The sequence below is a fragment of the Streptomyces sp. CoH27 genome (assembly GCF_020181035.1).
Lineage (GTDB): Bacteria > Actinomycetota > Actinomycetes > Streptomycetales > Streptomycetaceae > Streptomyces > Streptomyces camelliae.
In genome coordinates this window covers 1-15,496 of the sequence record NZ_JAIQYY010000036.1, presented here as the reverse complement: position 1 = coordinate 15,496, position 15,496 = coordinate 1, and the positions used below count along the sequence as shown (strand labels likewise).

Below are 15,496 nucleotides of genomic sequence, written 5' to 3'. Positions count from 1 at the left end.
CCAGGCCTACCGAACGCTCCGCCGGCCGAGCGAGGCCACGAGCAAGCCGCCCTCGCGGCCCGGACTCTGTCCGACAAGTCGACCGGCGCCGTCTGCTCCGGCGATGCCCTGCGCACACGGCACAGGGGAAGCAACGATCCGGCCGTCCGACGACAACCCTCGCGGCCGCGGTCTGGGGCACAGCCCTGCCCCACGCGCATGCATTCCTCACCGAAGGGAGCGGCTGCGCCCGGCACTGCCCCTCATGGACAGACGCGATCTGACGCACCCCCAGGGGTCGCCTACAGCAACGATCTTGAACACCGGCCGGGGCGGTGAGAGCCGGAGCGATACTTGTCACGATCAGGTGTGGCGAGCGGGTGGGCCGCTGGCGGGAACCTGGGGCATTCGACTGCCGAGTGTGCGCGGCGGCCAATGCGCGATCTCGTGCCGGCCATGCGGCAAGTGGGCTTCCCAACAGCCAACCTCGTAACACGAGTCATCTCGTGGCGTTCACAGCGACACGCTCCGGCACGGGGTGATGGGGCGTCAGCAGATCAACCGGTAGGACTAATGGCCTTTCAATATTCCTTTGTTCGTGGCTACTTGACGTGCCGGTCAAGCGGCAAGAAGCGCCATATATACCCCGATCGGCGCCCTACAACGGTCTTTCGATATGACTGATATGACAGCTAATGCGTACGTTTGATCGCGAGCCGGCTGACGAGTCGGCATCTGGCGAGACAGCAAGACAGGAGAAAGCGACGTGAACGTCTCCCGTTCCACCATGGTGACCGCGGCCGTTTCGGTCGCCGCAGCACTTGCCGCCACCGGCATCACGTACGCCTCGGCCGCCGCCTCCGCCCCCGCCTCGGTGCCGCAGACGGCCCCGCCCGCTGCCACCGCAGCCCCCCAGGGCGGCGACTCCGGACAGGGCAAGGGCAACGAAGGCAGGGGCGACGAAGGCAGGGGGCACCACGAGGAGGAAGGCAGGATCGAGATCAACGAGCGGTCGTACTCCCCCCACCCCGGTGACTGCATCACCGTCGTCAGCGGTCTCGGCGCCAAGACCCTCAACATCCGCAACGACAGCCACAAGAGCATCGAGATCTTCCGCGGAGCGGTCTGCGACAACGGCGCCCCCATCGCCACCGTCGGCCCCCACAGCTCCAGCTTCGACGTCCACCCCGGCCACGCCGACGACATCGACATCGAAGACGGCGTCATCGCCAGCTTCCGCGCCGTCCAGCACTACGAGGACTAATCCGAAATCGGATGCGTGACGTGGCTCCCCGGCCCGCCGGAATCGGGCCGGGGAGCCATCTGCGAGCGCTGTCGGACAATCCGCGCACCGAGTACCGACTGCCGAACAAGACACAAGACGCACGCCCAGGCACATCCTTCGGCAGCGGAGCATCGGCGCCTGCGCTCAGCCTGATGCCAGTGACTTCCGGCCGGGCCGCATGAGCTGTGTCGCACCCTTCTTCCGCACGTCGCCGGGCCGTCACGCATAGTAGCGGTCCCGCTTGCCGCCGAATGGCTGCGCATGAGGCCAGCTGCCGCAACGGCGATAAAATTACCCAAATCGGTGGCCTGGCCGTCCGACCTGGGCTATCGCTCGACCTGTGCGACCTTGGGGAGCGGCACGGTGGCGAGCTCTCTTGAGGAATGCGGAGTCACGCGCGGCGCTGGTGCGCGGGGCAGGCTGCTGACCGTGCTGCCCGCTCTGCTGCTGCTCATCGGCCTGTTCGTCGGCCTTTTCACGCCCAGCGCTGTCAGGCCGGACGCTTTTCTCGCCACGGCCATGGTTTCTGCCGCCGCGCTACTGCCTCTGTGGGGGACCGTGCTGATCGCAGTGGGCGGGTGCGCCATCTTCGTCGGCCTGATGGTGGACTTCCATGGGCTGCGCGACCCGACCGCCTACTCCGAGCTGGCCAGCCTCGTGGCGATCGCGGTATTCGCCGTCTTCTTCAACCGCCTGCTCGGCCGACGCGCCCATCAGCTGGTTCAGGTCCGCTCCGTAGCCGAAACCGCCCAGCTGGCGGTGCTGCATCCAGTACCGCGACACCTCGGGCACGTCACGCTGGAGAGCCTGTACCTGGCTGCCGCGGCGGAAGCCCGGATCGGCGGCGACCTGTACGAAGCGATACACACCCCGCACGGCGTACGGCTGCTCATCGGCGATGTACGCGGTAAGGGCCTGCTCGCGATCCAGACGGCCGCGTTGCTGCTCAGTGCCTTTCGCGAGGCCGCCCACGACGCGCCTGATCTGCCTCACCTCGCGTGCCGCCTGGAGACGAGCATGCGCCGCCACGCTTCCCAGTATCCGGGGGTGCCGGGCTCGGAGATCGCTGAACGCTTCATCACCGCTCTCCTCGCCGAGATCCCGGACGATGAACCGGTCGTCCGCACCGTCACCTGCGGCCACCCTCCCCCATTGCTGCTCCACCGTGGCGAAGTCCGGGAGCTGGAGCCCGCTGCTCCCTCGCCGCCGCTCAACCTGGGCATGCTGGCGAGCGACGGCTACCACGTCGACCTCGCCCCCTTCCAGCCCGGAGACCAGCTCCTGCTGTACACCGACGGAGTCACTGAGACCCGCGACCGCTCCGGCGCCTTCTACCCCCTCGCCGAACGCATGCGCTCATGGAACGGCGAGGCGCCCCACCAGCTCCTCGACCATCTCCACCGCGACCTGATCGTCTACAGCAGCGGGGAGCTCGACGACGACATCGCTGTCCTCGTCGCCCAGCGGCGCCCGAGCCACCGAGCCTGAGGCAGGCTCTGGCCTGCGCAGGTTCGCCAGACGCCCGCAAGCAGATCGAGCCGGCCCATCCCGACGTCGACCTTCAGGACATCCTGGGTGTCGGCCGCCTCCTCGCGGTGTGCGGCCCGGTGAACGCAACGATCATCGGGAGACTCTGATGAGGCACCCCGAAAACGCCTCGGTGATCCACCACGAGTCACCAAGCTGTGCTACGGTTCCGGGGTTGCAGTTGTGGTACCCATGAAACTATGTGCGCCTGACGGGAATGTTTCTCCTTCAGGCGCATTATTCGTTTTCCGGCGTCTCCGGATGGGGCCTCTGCCTACAGAAGGAGAAGGTCATGGCACAGGGAACCGTGAAGTGGTTCAACGCCGAAAAGGGTTTCGGCTTCATCGCGCAGGACGGCGGCGGCCCCGACGTCTTCGCCCACTACTCGAACATCGCGACCCAGGGCTTCCGTGAGCTCCAGGAGGGCCAGCGGGTCTCCTTCGACGTCACGCAGGGCCAGAAGGGCCCGCAGGCGGAGAACATCATCCCCGCCTGATCCCGGGCGCGTATCCGCTCACCGGGGTCCGCACCGTGATGGTGCGGACCCCGGTTTGTGCTGTTTCCAGGAAGGCAGACAACTGCATGTCCCGCAGGCCCCAGAAGCCGAACCGGCGCGCCTCGTCACATCCATCGTCCGCGTCGTCACCGCGTGATTTCCGGATGCCGGAAATCACGACACCCGCACTTCCCGCCGTTGAGGACTTCGCCGCTCTGGACATGCCCGCGGCGCTGCTGAAGACTCTCACCGCGCACGGCGTGACCACCCCGTTCCCCATCCAGGCCGCCACGCTGCCCAACTCTCTCGCCGGCCGTGACCTGCTGGGACGGGGACGCACCGGCTCCGGCAAGACCCTCGCGTTCGGGCTGGCGCTCCTGGCCCGCACGGCCGGACTCCGCGCGGAGCCCAAGGCACCCCTCGCCCTCGTGCTGGTGCCCACCCGTGAACTCGCCCAGCAGGTGACAGATGCTCTGACCCCCTACGCGAGCGCGGTGAACCTCCGGCTGGCGACCGTGGTCGGCGGGCTGTCCATCACCAAGCAGGCCGGCGCGCTACGGCGCGGCGCCGACGTGGTCGTGGCGACACCGGGCAGGCTCAACGATCTCGTGGAACGCGGCGACTGCATACTCGACCAGGTACGCATCACGGTGCTGGACGAAGCCGACCAGATGACGGACATGGGCTTCCTGCCGCAGATCACCAGGCTGATCCAGCACGTACGGCCCGACGGACAGCGCATGCTCTTCTCGGCCACCCTCGATCGCAACATCGATCGCCTGGTGCAGCGGTTCCTGACCGACCCCGTGGTCCACTCCGTGGACCCCCCGGCGGGAGCGGTGGCCACCATGGAGCACCACGTGCTCCACGTCCAGGACGAGACCGACAAGAAGGCCGTCACCACGCGCATCGCGGCCCGTGACGGGCGGGTCATCCTCTTCCTGGACACCAAGAGATCCGCCGACCGGCTCGCCAAGCGGCTCCTGGCCGTCGGTGTCCGCGCGGCGGCACTGCACGGAGGCCGCTCCCAGCCGCAGCGCAATCGCACCCTGGAACAGTTCAGGAACGGCCAGGTGACCGCGCTGGTGGCGACGAACGTCGCGGCCCGGGGCATACACATCGATGACCTCGACCTCGTCGTGAACGTCGATCCCCCCACCGACCACAAGGACTACCTCCACCGGGGCGGCCGCACAGCCCGCGCCGGCGGCTCCGGCAGCGTGGTGACGCTGGTCCTGCCCGCCCAGAAGCACGACGTCACCCGGCTCATGTCGGACGCGGGTATCCGCCCCCGGACGGCCCGCGTCACGTCGAGCGATGCGCATCTGGCCACCATCACCGGCGCCCGCGAGCCCTCTGGTGTGGCCGTCACCATCGAGCTCCCCCAGCCGGCGACACCGAAGGCGCCTGCCCCTGGCCGGAAGACCGGCACCAAGCCCGACAGGCGATCAAGCCGCCGCCGAAACGGCGGTGAGGGCAAAGCGCCGACAGGCGCTGCCACCAGGACAGGAAGTCAGGGCTCCGGCCGCCGGGCCGCGGCCGGCACGACCGCGTCTGACGGCACCTCCCCAACCAGCGGGCGCGGTTCTGCCCGCCGGGCGGGATCCGCCGGGGCCACCGGCAGCGCCGTCAACGTCGGCGGCCGCAGCTCCGGCCGCGAGTCCGCAGGCGGTACGGCGACGGGCGCCGACCTCGGCAAGGCTGTCCGCGGATCCGGCCGACGGGCGGCGGCCGGCCCAGCCCCGGGCGGCGCTACAGGGACCGGCGGTCGCAGCTCCGGCCGCCGAACGTCTGCCACGTGAGAGGCCCTGACAAAGGCGTTGGATGTGTCGGCGCGTGATCGTGGTCGTGGCCACGGTCCGCGAAGGCATGTCGGGCCGGCGTCCGGGCCAGCCGACGACGGAGGCCACGGCCAGGCCCCTGTCCCGCCGCAGGCGGCAGCAGCTGGGGTGCGCCGTTGCGGTTGCCGCCGGTCACCGACACCACGAGCGGGACGCCCTGCCCGTCACCAGTCCAGCTTCTCCGGCGGAGAACCGCATCGGGAGCGGCTGGTTCCCTGCCTGTGCGAGAAGCACTGGCCGAACTCTTCGAACCTGAGCGGGAGTCACTGCGGGTATCTGCCGAGCAGGCAGCATTGATCTTCCTAGGTCTGTTGTTCGTCGGGGCCGGCAGCCCGCTGGCGGGAGGCGAGTCCGCGAATCCATCGCTGCATCTGGGAGTGCGCGACCTTGTCGACGTCTTCCTGCATGCCGTTCTGTCGCAGCCGGTCGAGATCTGAGAGGTGGAGCGTGTCCATCACGCTGAATCACACCACCGTTCCGGCTGTCGACAAAGGTCGGTGTGCGAGCTTTTGTAGCCAGCCGCTGTTCGGTCTGCCGCCCATGGCTGGTGGCCCAGGCGGCCACCGAGGCGGGCCGCGATGTGGACTCCACGACTGCCATCGATGCGGCCGAGGCACTGCGCGCGGTCCGCGCGGCCGCCGCGTGACCTGTGAGAGCGGCCTCACGCATGTGCTGGAGTGGCCGAAGTGCCTGTTGATCTGCGCCGCAGCGCGCTACGCCCGTGCCAGGGCGAGTGCTCCGACTATCTCGTCGACCTTCGTCTTGGCGTCGCCGAAGAGCATCTGTGAGTTGTCCCGGAAGAAGAGCGGGTTCTGCACGCCGGCGTAGCCGGCGGCCATGGAGCGCTTGAAGACGACGACGTTCTTCGCTTCCCAGACCCGGAGCACCGGCATGCCGGCGATCGGGCTGCCGGGGTCTTCGGCCGCGGCCGGGTTGACGGTGTCGTTGGCGCCGATGACCAGGACGACGTCGGTCTGGGCCAGGTCGTCGTTGATCTCGTCCATCTCCAGCACGATGTCGTAGGGCACCTTCGCCTCGGCCAGCAGCACGTTCATGTGCCCGGGGAGCCGTCCGGCGACGGGGTGGATGCCGAAGCGGACGTCGGCACCGCGCTCGCGCAGGAGGCGGGTGAGCTCGGCGACCGGGTATTGCGCCTGGGCGACGGCCATGCCGTAGCCCGGCGTGATGACCACGCGCGACGCGGAGGCCAGCAGCTCGGCGGTCTCCTCGGTTGAGATCTCGCGGTGCTCACCGTGCTCGGTGTCGTCGGAGGTCTTGGCCTCGATGCCGAAGCCGCCGGCGATGACCGAGGTGAAGGACCGGTTCATCGCCTTGCACATGATGTAGGACAGGTACGCGCCCGAGGAGCCGACCAGCGCGCCGGTGACGATCAGCAGGTCGTTGTTGAGCAGGAAGCCCGAGGCGGCTGCGGCCCAGCCGGAGTAGCTGTTGAGCATCGAGACCACGACCGGCATGTCGCCGCCGCCGATGGAGGCGACCAGGTGCCAGCCCAGCGCTAGGGCGACCAGCGTGATCAGGGCGAGGACGATGGTGCCCGTGCTGTCGGTCCTGTCGTGGGAGACGGCGATGTAGACCACGGTCAGCGCGGCGAAGGAGACGAGTGCGCCGACGTTGATGAGGTTCTTGCCCGGCAGCATGAGCGGGGCGCTCTTGATCTTCGCCGACAGCTTGAGGTTGGCCACGATCGAGCCGGTGAAGGTGACCGCGCCGATGAAGATGCCGATGGCGATCTCGGCGTTGTGGATGTTCCACAGCGAGATCGGCGACTCCACCGGGTGGCCGACCAGCAGGCCTTCGCGGTGGCCGACCCAGCCGATCAGTACGGCGGCCAGACCGACGAAGGAGTGCAGCAGGGCGATCAGTTCGGGCATGCCGGTCATCTGGACGATCCGGGCACGCCACAGGCCGATCGCACCACCGACCACGACGGCGACGAACATCAGGACGATGCCCGGCGTGCTGTTGCTGCCGGCCTGGTCGTGGCCGTTCTTGCTGACGTAGACGATCGTGGCGAGAAGGGCGACGCCCATGCCGGTGACGCCGTGGATCCAGCCCTGTCTGGCGCTCTCGTGCCTGGACAGTCCGGCGAGGCTGAGGATGAAGAGCAGCGCGGCGATGACGTACGCCGCGGTGGCTATGGCAGAGACGCTCATGACGTCAGTTCCCTCTGCTGAACATGGCGAGCATGCGGCGTGTCACCGCGAAGCCACCGAAGATGTTGATGGAAGCGAGCAGGACGGCGACGGCGCCGAGCGACTGCATGAGGTGGTCGGGGAACCACACCTTCAACAGCGCACCCACGACGACGACGCCGGAAATGGCGTTGGTGACACTCATCAGCGGGGTGTGCAGGGCGTGGTGGACCTTGCCGATCACGTAGTAGCCGATGACGATCGCGAGCATCAGCACGGTGAAGTGCTGCGGCAGCGGGGCCGGGGCCAAGGCGACGATCAGGCCGAAGATGAGGATGGCAGCCAGACTCAGGCCGAGCTTGGTGCCGGCGCTCATGGGCGCCTTCTCCTCCTTGGCGGGTACGTCGGCAGCTGGCCCCGTGGTGACGGCAGCGGGTGCCGCCGAGACCTGAACGGGTGGCGGTGGCCACAGCTTCTCGCCGTCCTTGACCACGGTGATGCCGCGCTGTACGACGTCGTCGAGGTCGAGTACGAACTTGCCGTCCCTGCCCGGGGTGAGCAGCTTCATCAGGTTGACGAGGTTGGTCCCGTACAGCTGCGAAGCCTGGGTGGGCAGGCGGCCGGCGAGGTCGGTGTAACCGAGGATGATCACGCCGTTGTCGGTGACGACCCGCTGCCCGGGGACGCTGCCCTCGACGTTGCCGCCCATGCCGGCGGCCATGTCGACGATCACCGACCCCGGCTTCATGCTCGCCACGTCGGCGGCCGTGATCAGCCGCGGCGCCGGACGTCCCGGGATCAGCGCGGTGGTGATGACGATGTCGACGTCCGCGGCCTGCTGGGAGTAGAGCCTCGCGGCGGCCTCGTTGTAGAGGTCCGAGGTGGCCTTCGCGTAGCCGTCGGACGACTGTTGCGTCTCCTCCTGGACCACTACCGGCAGGTACTCGCCGCCCAGCGACTTCACCTGATCGGCCACCTCCGGGCGCGGGTCGGTCGCCCGCACGATCGCACCCAGCGACGAGGCCGCACCGATCGCGGCCAGACCGGCCACACCCGCGCCCGCGACGAGCACCTTCGCCGGCGGCACCTTGCCTGCGGCGGTCACCTGGCCGGTGAAGAAGCGGCCGAACTCGTGGGCCGCCTCGACCACCGCGCGGTAGCCGGCGATGTTGGCCATGGACGAGAGCACGTCTAGCGACTGGGCCCGGCTGATGCGCGGCACCGCGTCCATCGCCAGCACCGTGATCGGCCGTGCCGCGAGTGCGTCGACCAGTTCGGGGTTGAGGGCCGGCGCGAGTGTGGAGACCAGCGTGGCGCCGTCCTTCGGCTTGCCCACCTCGCCCGGTGACGGGCCGTTGACCCGGAAGACGATGTCGGCGCCCCACGCCTGATCGCCCGTGCCGATCCGCGCCCCGGCCTCCATGTACGACTCGTCGGCGAAGGCGGAGAGTGCCCCGGCCCCCGACTCGATCACTACGTCGTACCCGAGTTGTGCCAGCTGCTTGACGGTCGCCGGTGTCGCGGCGACGCGCGTCTCCCCTGCGGGCTCGCAAGGGACTCCAATGAGCATGGGAGTACTCCAATTTCGTTTCGGATGCGCCTGCGAGCCGAGCACGGTGTGGCAATCGGCTCGGAGGCGCTGTCGGGATTCCGCACAGGATGCAGGCCGTCAGACCTGCCTGTCTGTTACTGAGCAGCTGGCGTTGCCGGGGCCTTCGTGAAGTGCCGGACGAGGTAGTCGTTCAGGGTGTGGTGGAAGCTCGCCGCGAGGTGGGACTGCGGGGCGAACAGGTCGAAGGCGTGGTAGGCGCCGGGGTAGAGATGCAGCTCGACGGGGACGCCGTGGGCGCGCAGGCGCGCGGCGTAGTCGAGGTTCTCGTCGCGGAAGACGTCGAGTTCACCGACGCCGATGAAGGTCGGGGGCAGGCCGGCGAGGTCGGTCGCCCGGGAGGCGGCGCTGTAGGGCGTGACGTCCTCGGTGCCGGCGCGGTCGCCGAGGATGGCCTGCCAGGCCAGGATGTTGGTCGAGCGGTCCCAGATGCCGATGTCGGTGATCTCGCGGCTCGAATCGGTCGTGTTGCGGTCGTCGAGCATCGGGTACATCAGCAGCTGGAACAGGGGGGTTTCTGCGCCGCGGTCGCGGATCAGAAGGGCGGTGGCGGCGGCGATGCCTCCGCCGCCGCTCTGGCCGGCCAGGCCGACCCGGGTGGGGTCGAGGCCGAGATCGGCGGCGTTGTCCCTGATCCACCGGTAGGCGGTGTAACCGTCCTCGGCGGCGCCGGGCGCGGGGGTTTCCGGGGCCAGGCGGTAGTCGACGGCGGCAATGGCGCAGCCGAGTGCCGCGGACAGCGGCTTGAGCCAGGGGGTGTCCTGTGCGGCGAAGCCGAGCACCTGCCCACCGCCGTGGAACCACACGAGGACCGGCACCGGTCCGGGCGCGTTCTGCGGACGCAGCAGGACGATAGGGACGTCGGGGCCTTCGGCGCGCGGCACCTGGATCTCGTCGGCGGTGACGGTGGTCTCGTCGGGGATGGTGCTGGCGATCGATTCGGCGAGTGCGCGGACGGCCTGGCGGGTGGCGGGGATGTCGGTCAGGTCGAAGACACCGTTCGCGCCGATCGGCATGGCCTGGAGTGCTGCGGCCAGTTCGCTGTCGATCGCGGGACGGGAGCGGGGCATGGCTCTTCCTTCCTGGGTGGGGTCTGCGTCAGGGGCACGGGAGGATGGTCAGACGGTCGGTGCGGCGAGAAGGTCACCGCACTCCAGGTCTTCGAGCAGGCCGGGGTGGCTGGGGACCAGCCACCCCGGGCCTGAATGGGGCGGGATGGAGATAGGGGCGGACTCAGTTGGTGGTGGTCGCCGGGGCGTCGAAGTAGTGGTCCTGGCCGAGGTCGTCGATGAGGCCGGGCTGGACGGGCTTCCAGCCGAGGAGGTCCTGGGTCAGCGTGCTTGAGGACGGGTTGTCGGCCTGGGCGTGGGCGCTGAGGAAGCCGAAGTGGGCCTCGGCCTCGGTCGGCGGGATGCTGACCACGGGCAGGTTCAGCCCGCGGCCGATGCCCTCGGCGATCTGGCGGAAGGTGATCCCCTCGTCGCCGACGGCGTGCAGCCGGGAGCCCGCCGGTGCGGATTCCAGCGCCAGCCGGTACAGGCGTGCCGCATCCAGCGTGTGCACGGCGGGCCACCGGTTGGCCCCGTCGCCGACGTAGGCGGCGACGCCCTTCGACCGGGCGATGGAGATGAAGGTCGGGATGAAGCCGTTGTGGTCCAGCGTGCTGTGCACGGTCGGAGTGAGCCGGACGACGGACGAGCGGATGCCGCGTTCAGCGAGTGCGACCACCGCGTTCTCGGCGTCGATCCGCGGGCCTGCGTCGAGCGCGTAGTCCTCGGTGAGGGCGTCCTTGAGTCCCGCGAAGGCGAACAGCACTGTTCCCGACGTGGTCACCAGAGGCTTGCCGGTGCCGGCGAGCGCGTCCCCGAGCGCGTCGATGGCGCGCAGATCGGCTGCGACCGCGCCGTCGAAGTCGCCGGCGAACATGGCGTCGTGCTTGAAGGCCAGGTGGATGACACCGTCGGTCGCGGCGGCGGCCGCGGCGAGGCCGTCGAGATCGTCGAGGTCGCCTCGGTGCACCTCGGCACCGGCAGCCGTCAACGCGGCGGCGGACTTGTCCGAGCGGGCCAGGCCCACGACCTGGTGTCCCGCTTCGAGGAGCTCGGGGACGACGGCGGAGCCGACGTGTCCGGAGGCTCCGGTGACGAATACGCGCATGGTGTGCGCCTTCCTGCTGCGGGCTCCCCACCGGTGGCGGAGGACCCTGATGTCAGTTCGTGACATCACCGTACACCCGATGTCAGACCCTGTCATCACTTTGATGTCAGACTCTGTCATCGCGGGGTAGGATCGGAGCATGAGCCGATGGAAACCCGACGCACGAGGCCGCCTGGAGAAGGCGGCGATGGAGCTCTACAACGACCAGGGCTTCGACGCCACCACCGTGGCGGAGATCGCCGCCCGGGCCGGGGTCACCGAACGGACCTTCTACCGGCACTTCGCCGACAGACGGGAAGTCCTCTTTCCCAGCGACAACCCCCTCCCCGCCGTCCTCGCGGACGCCACGGCCACCGCCCCGGTCTCTCTCTCGCCACTTGAGGTGGTCACCCGCGCCCTGATCGAAGCCGTTCCCGTCTACGAAGAGCGCGAGGACCTGGTACGGCAACGCCAGGCCGTCATCGCCGCCAACCCCGAACTCCAGGAACGCGAACTGGCCAAACTCGCGGCACTCGCCGCCACGCTCGCCCAGGCGCTGCGTGAACACGGTCTGGACACCACCACCGCAGCGCTCGCCGCGGAAATCGGGATCGCCGCGCTCAAGGTCGCCTACGAACGCTGGGTCAACGACCCCGACCAGCGCACCCTTGCCCAGCACATTCGGGAAACCCTGGACACGGCCAGCCACCTCACCACGCCGGCCGAACATGTCGCCGCGACCGACAACGTGAGCTTCACGGGCCAGGAGGGAGCGGCATGAATACGGTAGGCACCCTGAGCAAGGAGCCTGCGGGCTATCCGCCTCGCCGTCTCTGTGCGGGTCGCGCAGCTGCCGCAGTCCCGAAACCGGCGGCCGGATAGCGAGATCGCCTCGCGCCTCGTCATCCGCACCGGCAAGAAACGCGGCCGTCACCCAGCCCCGGCCACCGTCATGCGCATGCTGCGCGAGCACGACGAGCAAGCAGCCACGGCCCCTGTGGAGCCCACGGCCTGACCTGCGACTCAGTCCTTAGCGTTGTTTTTTCGGCGAGAACTACTTGGACCCCAAAGAGGTGGCAGCGAGCTGCTTCGCTTCCGTAGTGGGCCTGGACTATCGAGGTGCAGGTCAACGATTCTCTGACGCTGGACTTCAGCAGCCGTTGCCCTATCGATCATGAGGACGGTTCTGATCGAACGGGATCCCTGGTCGGGGATCTTGGCTGGGTGGGCGCATGAAAGGCAGGGCCTCCGGTACAGCACGAGGGTTGCGAAGCCAACTCGATCGAGGGCGTCGGGGTGGGGTACGTGCGGCTCGCCGGGACGGGCGTCAAGCCGATTGACCCATCCGTGGGTGGCTGGGCTGTGTCGTGTCCCGCGTGGATCGCACTGGCCGAGGCCTGGACCTCCTGCCCAGCAACTGGGTCCTGCTCGTCCTGCTTCAACGACATGCGGGCCCGGCCAGTCCGCTTTCGTAGGCGGCGATGACGAGTTGGGCCCGGTCCCTGGCCCCCAGCTTCGTCAGCAGGTGGCTGACGTGGGTCTTGACCGTGCCAACGGTCAGATACAGCTCGGCTGCGATTTCGTTGTTGGACAGGCCACGTGCGATCAGGCCCAGTACGTCACGCTCGCGGCCGGTCACCCCGTCCAGGGTGCGGGTGACCGGGCCGGGGTAGCCGGGGCGGCGGACGTAGGTCTCGATGAGCTTGCGGGTGACGCCGGGTGACAGTAGCGACTCCCCGGTGGCGATCACCCGCACGGCGTCGATCAGGCGTGCGGGTGGAGTGTCCTTGAGGAGGAAGCCCGCGGCGCCTGCGCGGAGCGCCTCGAAGACGTACTCGTCCAGGTCGAAGGTGGTGAGCACCAGGACGTGGACGGGCACCGGAGACGGGTCGCCGAGCAGCGCGCGGATGGCCTCGATGCCATTGAGCCCGGGCATCCGGATGTCCATCAGGGCTACATCGGGGCGCAGTTCGCGGATCACTCTGACCGCCTGGGTCCCGTCGGCCGCCTCGCCGACGACCTGGAGATCGTTTTCCGACTCGATCAGCACACGGAACCCGGCACGCACCAGCGTCTCGTCGTCCACTACGACGACCCGCACCGTCATGCGCCCTCCAGATCGGCGCCCACGGGGAACTGGGCTGTTCGTGCGTCCGTGGCGTACGGCAGCCGGGCGGTGACGCGAAAGCCGTGCGGCGAGAGCGGGCCCGCGTGCACCTCGCCGCCGTAGAGGGCGGCGCGTTCCTTCATGCCGGTCAGACCGTGGCCCTCGGTGATCGGGGTGGTCGTGCGGCAGGCTCCGGCATCGACGACCGTGAGAGCGACCTCGCCCGGCGTGTAGGCGACCGTCGCCCGGGCATGGCCGGTACGGGCATGCTTGACGACGTTGGTCAGGGCTTCCTGCACGATGCGGTAGGCGGCGCGGTCCACACCCCGGGGCAGGGCGTGCGGGTGACCGCTGGTCGTCAACTCGACCTGGACACCGGCATGTCGGGTCTTTTCGAGGAGCGTGTTGAGGTCGTCGAGGCCGCCGGGCAGCCATTCGGCACCGTCGTGTTCGCGCAGGACGCCCAGCAGCGAACGCAGCTCTCCCAGGGCTGCCCTGCTCGTCGTCTCGATCGCCGAGAGGGACTTCGCGGCCTCGTCAGGTCGGCTGCCGATGACGTGGTGGCCGACACCCGCCTGGACCGCGACGATGCTCAGGCTGTGCGCGACGACGTCGTGCAACTCCCGGGCGATGCGCATGCGTTCCTCGACGAGGAGGAGCTGTGCCCGCTCTTCGGCCTGCTCGACCAGGCCTCGGGTGTAGGCGCGGCCCTGTCTGGTGGACCATCCGATCGCCCAGGCGGCGGCCTCGATGATGAGGACTTGGATCATCCCCGGCCACCCCCAGAAGCTGAACCCTGTTATGCCCCGCATAGGGATCATCAAGGCGAGTTGTGCGGCGCCTGCCACCGCGCCCGCGTACGCCGCGACACGCGCGGGGCGGTCGACCGCCACCCCGTACACCAGCAAGGCAGTCCCCACCACCCCCGTCAGGCTGAGCCCGCCGTCGGTGGCCATCACCACCGACCCCACCGCCAGTGCGGGCAGTGGCAGCAGTCGCCGGACGGCGACGGCCACGCCCAACGAGCACGTCAGCACGGTCTGCCATGCCGGCCAGCCCGTGTGGTGCGTGCCAAGCGTCCACCACAAGACGGTCGAGGCCATCAGGACCATGGCCAAAAGCACATCCAGACCGATCAGCTGAATCGGCGTCAGCCCCCTGGCGTAGGACGCGTCATGCCTCACCCTCATGACTCGCATGCATCCGACCCTAGCCGGGAGGGCGATCATCCGCCTCTGTCCAGAGACAGAGATCAGCCGGTCATTCCGTGGCCAGATCCGCGGCGCGGGCACACTCTGCCAGGGTCGGCCACATGGATCTCTCCCGGACCCCCGCCCGCCGATGGCTTTCCCCTGTGCCGTGGGGCTTCGCCCTGCTCGCCGCCGCGTCGTCCCTGACGTACGGCGGTGATCAAGCGGTGAACGCCTGGGCCTCGACCAACCTGGCCAATATGGGAGATCATCCTGTGGAGGCGCTCATCGCCTCCGCCTTCCTGTTCGGTGCCGATCCCTGGGCCTGTCTGCGCAGCATCGCCCTGACCGGGGCCATGCTGGCGTTTCTCGTCATCCGCTTCGGCAACATGCGGACGTTCGCGCTGATCGCGGCCGGCCAAGTCCTCGGCACACTGCTGAGCGAAGGGCTGCTGGCAGCCCGGATCGCGGCGGGCCAAGCCGACCCGGCGCTGCGTACGACGCTGGACGTCGGCCCGTCCTACGTGATCGTCTCGGCCCTGGCCGCCGTGGTGGCAGCGGGAGCCCGGCGGTGGCACCGATGGACCGCGCTCGCCGCGCTCGCGGTGCGCGCACCGCACATCACGAGCGGCCTGACCACGCTGGGAGTCACTCCCGTCGGCCACGTGACAGCACTGTCCACCGGCATGCTGCTGGCATGGGCTCTGCGGTCGTCCGACGCCAGCCACCGCCACCTGCACCGACTGACGTCACGCGCAGCACTGCTTCAGACCGAGGGGGGTACCAATGGTCGCGTACCTTCTGTGATCCGGCCACCAGCACGGCGTCGGTTCACACCCCACGACAGACTGGATGGGACGGGGGCAAGCCAAGTACCCCCTTCGAAGCGCACCGGGGCCCTTCCTCCCTGACCGGCACCGCGCCTGTTCCCAGCAAGGATGAGGGCTGCTCAGGCGAATAGTCCTACCCCAGCACGGTCCTTGGCCGGGTGATCTCGGCCGGGTGGATGCATGAGTTCAGGGCCTCTTGGTAGCTCGGGTTTGCGAGCACTCCGAGTGCCAGGAGGCCCTGTTGTTCCAGTCTTGCGTGACGGCACCTGAGCTGCACCCCGTTTCGTGGAGTCCCTGATGCCAGGGTTACGATCCTGGCGAAGGAGATCCACCAGCACCATGG

Annotated in this window: 14 protein-coding genes; 8 read left to right on the top strand and 6 right to left on the bottom strand. The window is 68.9% G+C overall.

The features are described from left to right. Positions 1–745: 745 nt before the first annotated feature. The 6 genes from LE548_RS39050 (at position 746) to LE548_RS39025 (ending at position 5,774) form a co-directional block, all read left to right on the top strand. Positions 746–1,243: a hypothetical protein gene (locus LE548_RS39050; RefSeq protein ID WP_225101797.1), complete on the top strand. Its 498-nt coding sequence runs from the start codon at positions 746–748 to the stop codon at positions 1,241–1,243. Between the two features lie 384 nt (positions 1,244–1,627). Continuing rightward, a complete protein-coding gene (locus LE548_RS39045; protein ID WP_225101796.1) occupies positions 1,628–2,752 on the top strand; it encodes a PP2C family protein-serine/threonine phosphatase in 1,125 nt (374 codons plus the stop codon). A gap of 331 nt (positions 2,753–3,083) precedes the next feature. Beyond that, positions 3,084–3,287, top strand: a complete 204-nt coding sequence (locus LE548_RS39040; protein ID WP_069778038.1) for a cold-shock protein — start codon at positions 3,084–3,086, stop codon at positions 3,285–3,287. An 86-nt stretch (positions 3,288–3,373) separates the two neighbouring features. After that, on the top strand, positions 3,374–5,089 hold the full coding sequence (locus tag LE548_RS39035) for a DEAD/DEAH box helicase (protein WP_225101795.1): 1,716 nt from the start codon (positions 3,374–3,376) through the stop codon (positions 5,087–5,089). A gap of 260 nt (positions 5,090–5,349) precedes the next feature. After that, positions 5,350–5,565, top strand: a complete 216-nt coding sequence (locus LE548_RS39030; RefSeq protein ID WP_225101794.1) for a hypothetical protein — start codon at positions 5,350–5,352, stop codon at positions 5,563–5,565. A 62-nt stretch (positions 5,566–5,627) separates the two neighbouring features. Beyond that, positions 5,628–5,774 (top strand): hypothetical protein, encoded by a 147-nt coding sequence (locus LE548_RS39025; RefSeq protein WP_225101793.1) that lies wholly within the window; start codon positions 5,628–5,630, stop codon positions 5,772–5,774. 67 nt (positions 5,775–5,841) lie between these two features. Here the strand turns inward: LE548_RS39025 and pntB are convergent, their stop codons facing one another. The 4 genes from pntB to LE548_RS39005 all read right to left on the bottom strand — a co-directional run bounded on the left by pntB (position 5,842) and on the right by LE548_RS39005 (position 11,047). Then, a complete protein-coding gene (gene pntB / locus LE548_RS39020) occupies positions 5,842–7,302 on the bottom strand; it encodes a Re/Si-specific NAD(P)(+) transhydrogenase subunit beta (protein ID WP_225101792.1) in 1,461 nt (486 codons plus the stop codon). Between the two features lie 4 nt (positions 7,303–7,306). Next, a complete protein-coding gene (locus tag LE548_RS39015) occupies positions 7,307–8,851 on the bottom strand; it encodes a Re/Si-specific NAD(P)(+) transhydrogenase subunit alpha (RefSeq protein ID WP_225101791.1) in 1,545 nt (514 codons plus the stop codon). A gap of 116 nt (positions 8,852–8,967) precedes the next feature. Continuing rightward, on the bottom strand, positions 8,968–9,960 hold the full coding sequence (locus LE548_RS39010) for an alpha/beta hydrolase (RefSeq protein ID WP_225101790.1): 993 nt from the start codon (positions 9,958–9,960) through the stop codon (positions 8,968–8,970). Positions 9,961–10,123: 163 nt separating this feature from the next. Continuing rightward, positions 10,124–11,047, bottom strand: coding sequence for an SDR family oxidoreductase (locus tag LE548_RS39005; protein ID WP_225101789.1), 924 nt, complete (start codon positions 11,045–11,047; stop codon positions 10,124–10,126). Between the two features lie 139 nt (positions 11,048–11,186). Here LE548_RS39005 and LE548_RS39000 point away from each other — a divergent pair, with 139 nt between their 5' ends. Next, positions 11,187–11,807 carry a TetR family transcriptional regulator gene (locus tag LE548_RS39000; protein WP_225101788.1) on the top strand — a complete coding sequence of 207 codons (621 nt, stop codon included), beginning with the start codon at positions 11,187–11,189 and terminating at the stop codon, positions 11,805–11,807. Positions 11,808–12,464: 657 nt separating this feature from the next. On the opposite strand, the gene LE548_RS38995 is transcribed toward LE548_RS39000, so the two are convergent. Beyond that, positions 12,465–13,133 (bottom strand): response regulator transcription factor, encoded by a 669-nt coding sequence (locus tag LE548_RS38995; protein WP_225101787.1) that lies wholly within the window; start codon positions 13,131–13,133, stop codon positions 12,465–12,467. Then, entirely contained in the window at positions 13,130–14,236 is a 1,107-nt protein-coding gene (locus tag LE548_RS38990) for a sensor histidine kinase (RefSeq protein WP_225101786.1), read from the bottom strand. The genes LE548_RS38995 and LE548_RS38990 overlap by 4 nt, the downstream gene beginning before the upstream one ends. Before the next feature lie 314 nt (positions 14,237–14,550). Here LE548_RS38990 and LE548_RS38985 point away from each other — a divergent pair, with 314 nt between their 5' ends. Continuing rightward, positions 14,551–15,234 carry a rhomboid-like protein gene (locus tag LE548_RS38985; protein ID WP_225101785.1) on the top strand — a complete coding sequence of 228 codons (684 nt, stop codon included), beginning with the start codon at positions 14,551–14,553 and terminating at the stop codon, positions 15,232–15,234. Positions 15,235–15,496 lie beyond the last annotated feature (262 nt).

What these genes read in the sequence shown, in the direction of transcription:
- LE548_RS39040 (WP_069778038.1), top strand. Translation starts at nt 3,084, where the DNA reads ATGGCACAGGGAACCGTGAAGTGGTTCAACGCCGAAAAGGGTTTCGGC.
- LE548_RS39035 (WP_225101795.1), top strand. Translation starts at nt 3,374, where the DNA reads ATGTCCCGCAGGCCCCAGAAGCCGAACCGGCGCGCCTCGTCACATCCA.
- pntB (WP_225101792.1), bottom strand. Translation starts at nt 7,302, where the DNA reads ATGAGCGTCTCTGCCATAGCCACCGCGGCGTACGTCATCGCCGCGCTG.
- LE548_RS39015 (WP_225101791.1), bottom strand. Translation starts at nt 8,851, where the DNA reads ATGCTCATTGGAGTCCCTTGCGAGCCCGCAGGGGAGACGCGCGTCGCC.
- LE548_RS39010 (WP_225101790.1), bottom strand. Translation starts at nt 9,960, where the DNA reads ATGCCCCGCTCCCGTCCCGCGATCGACAGCGAACTGGCCGCAGCACTC.
- LE548_RS39005 (WP_225101789.1), bottom strand. Translation starts at nt 11,047, where the DNA reads ATGCGCGTATTCGTCACCGGAGCCTCCGGACACGTCGGCTCCGCCGTC.
- LE548_RS39000 (WP_225101788.1), top strand. Translation starts at nt 11,187, where the DNA reads ATGAGCCGATGGAAACCCGACGCACGAGGCCGCCTGGAGAAGGCGGCG.
- LE548_RS38995 (WP_225101787.1), bottom strand. Translation starts at nt 13,133, where the DNA reads ATGACGGTGCGGGTCGTCGTAGTGGACGACGAGACGCTGGTGCGTGCC.
- LE548_RS38990 (WP_225101786.1), bottom strand. Translation starts at nt 14,236, where the DNA reads ATGGCCTCGACCGTCTTGTGGTGGACGCTTGGCACGCACCACACGGGC.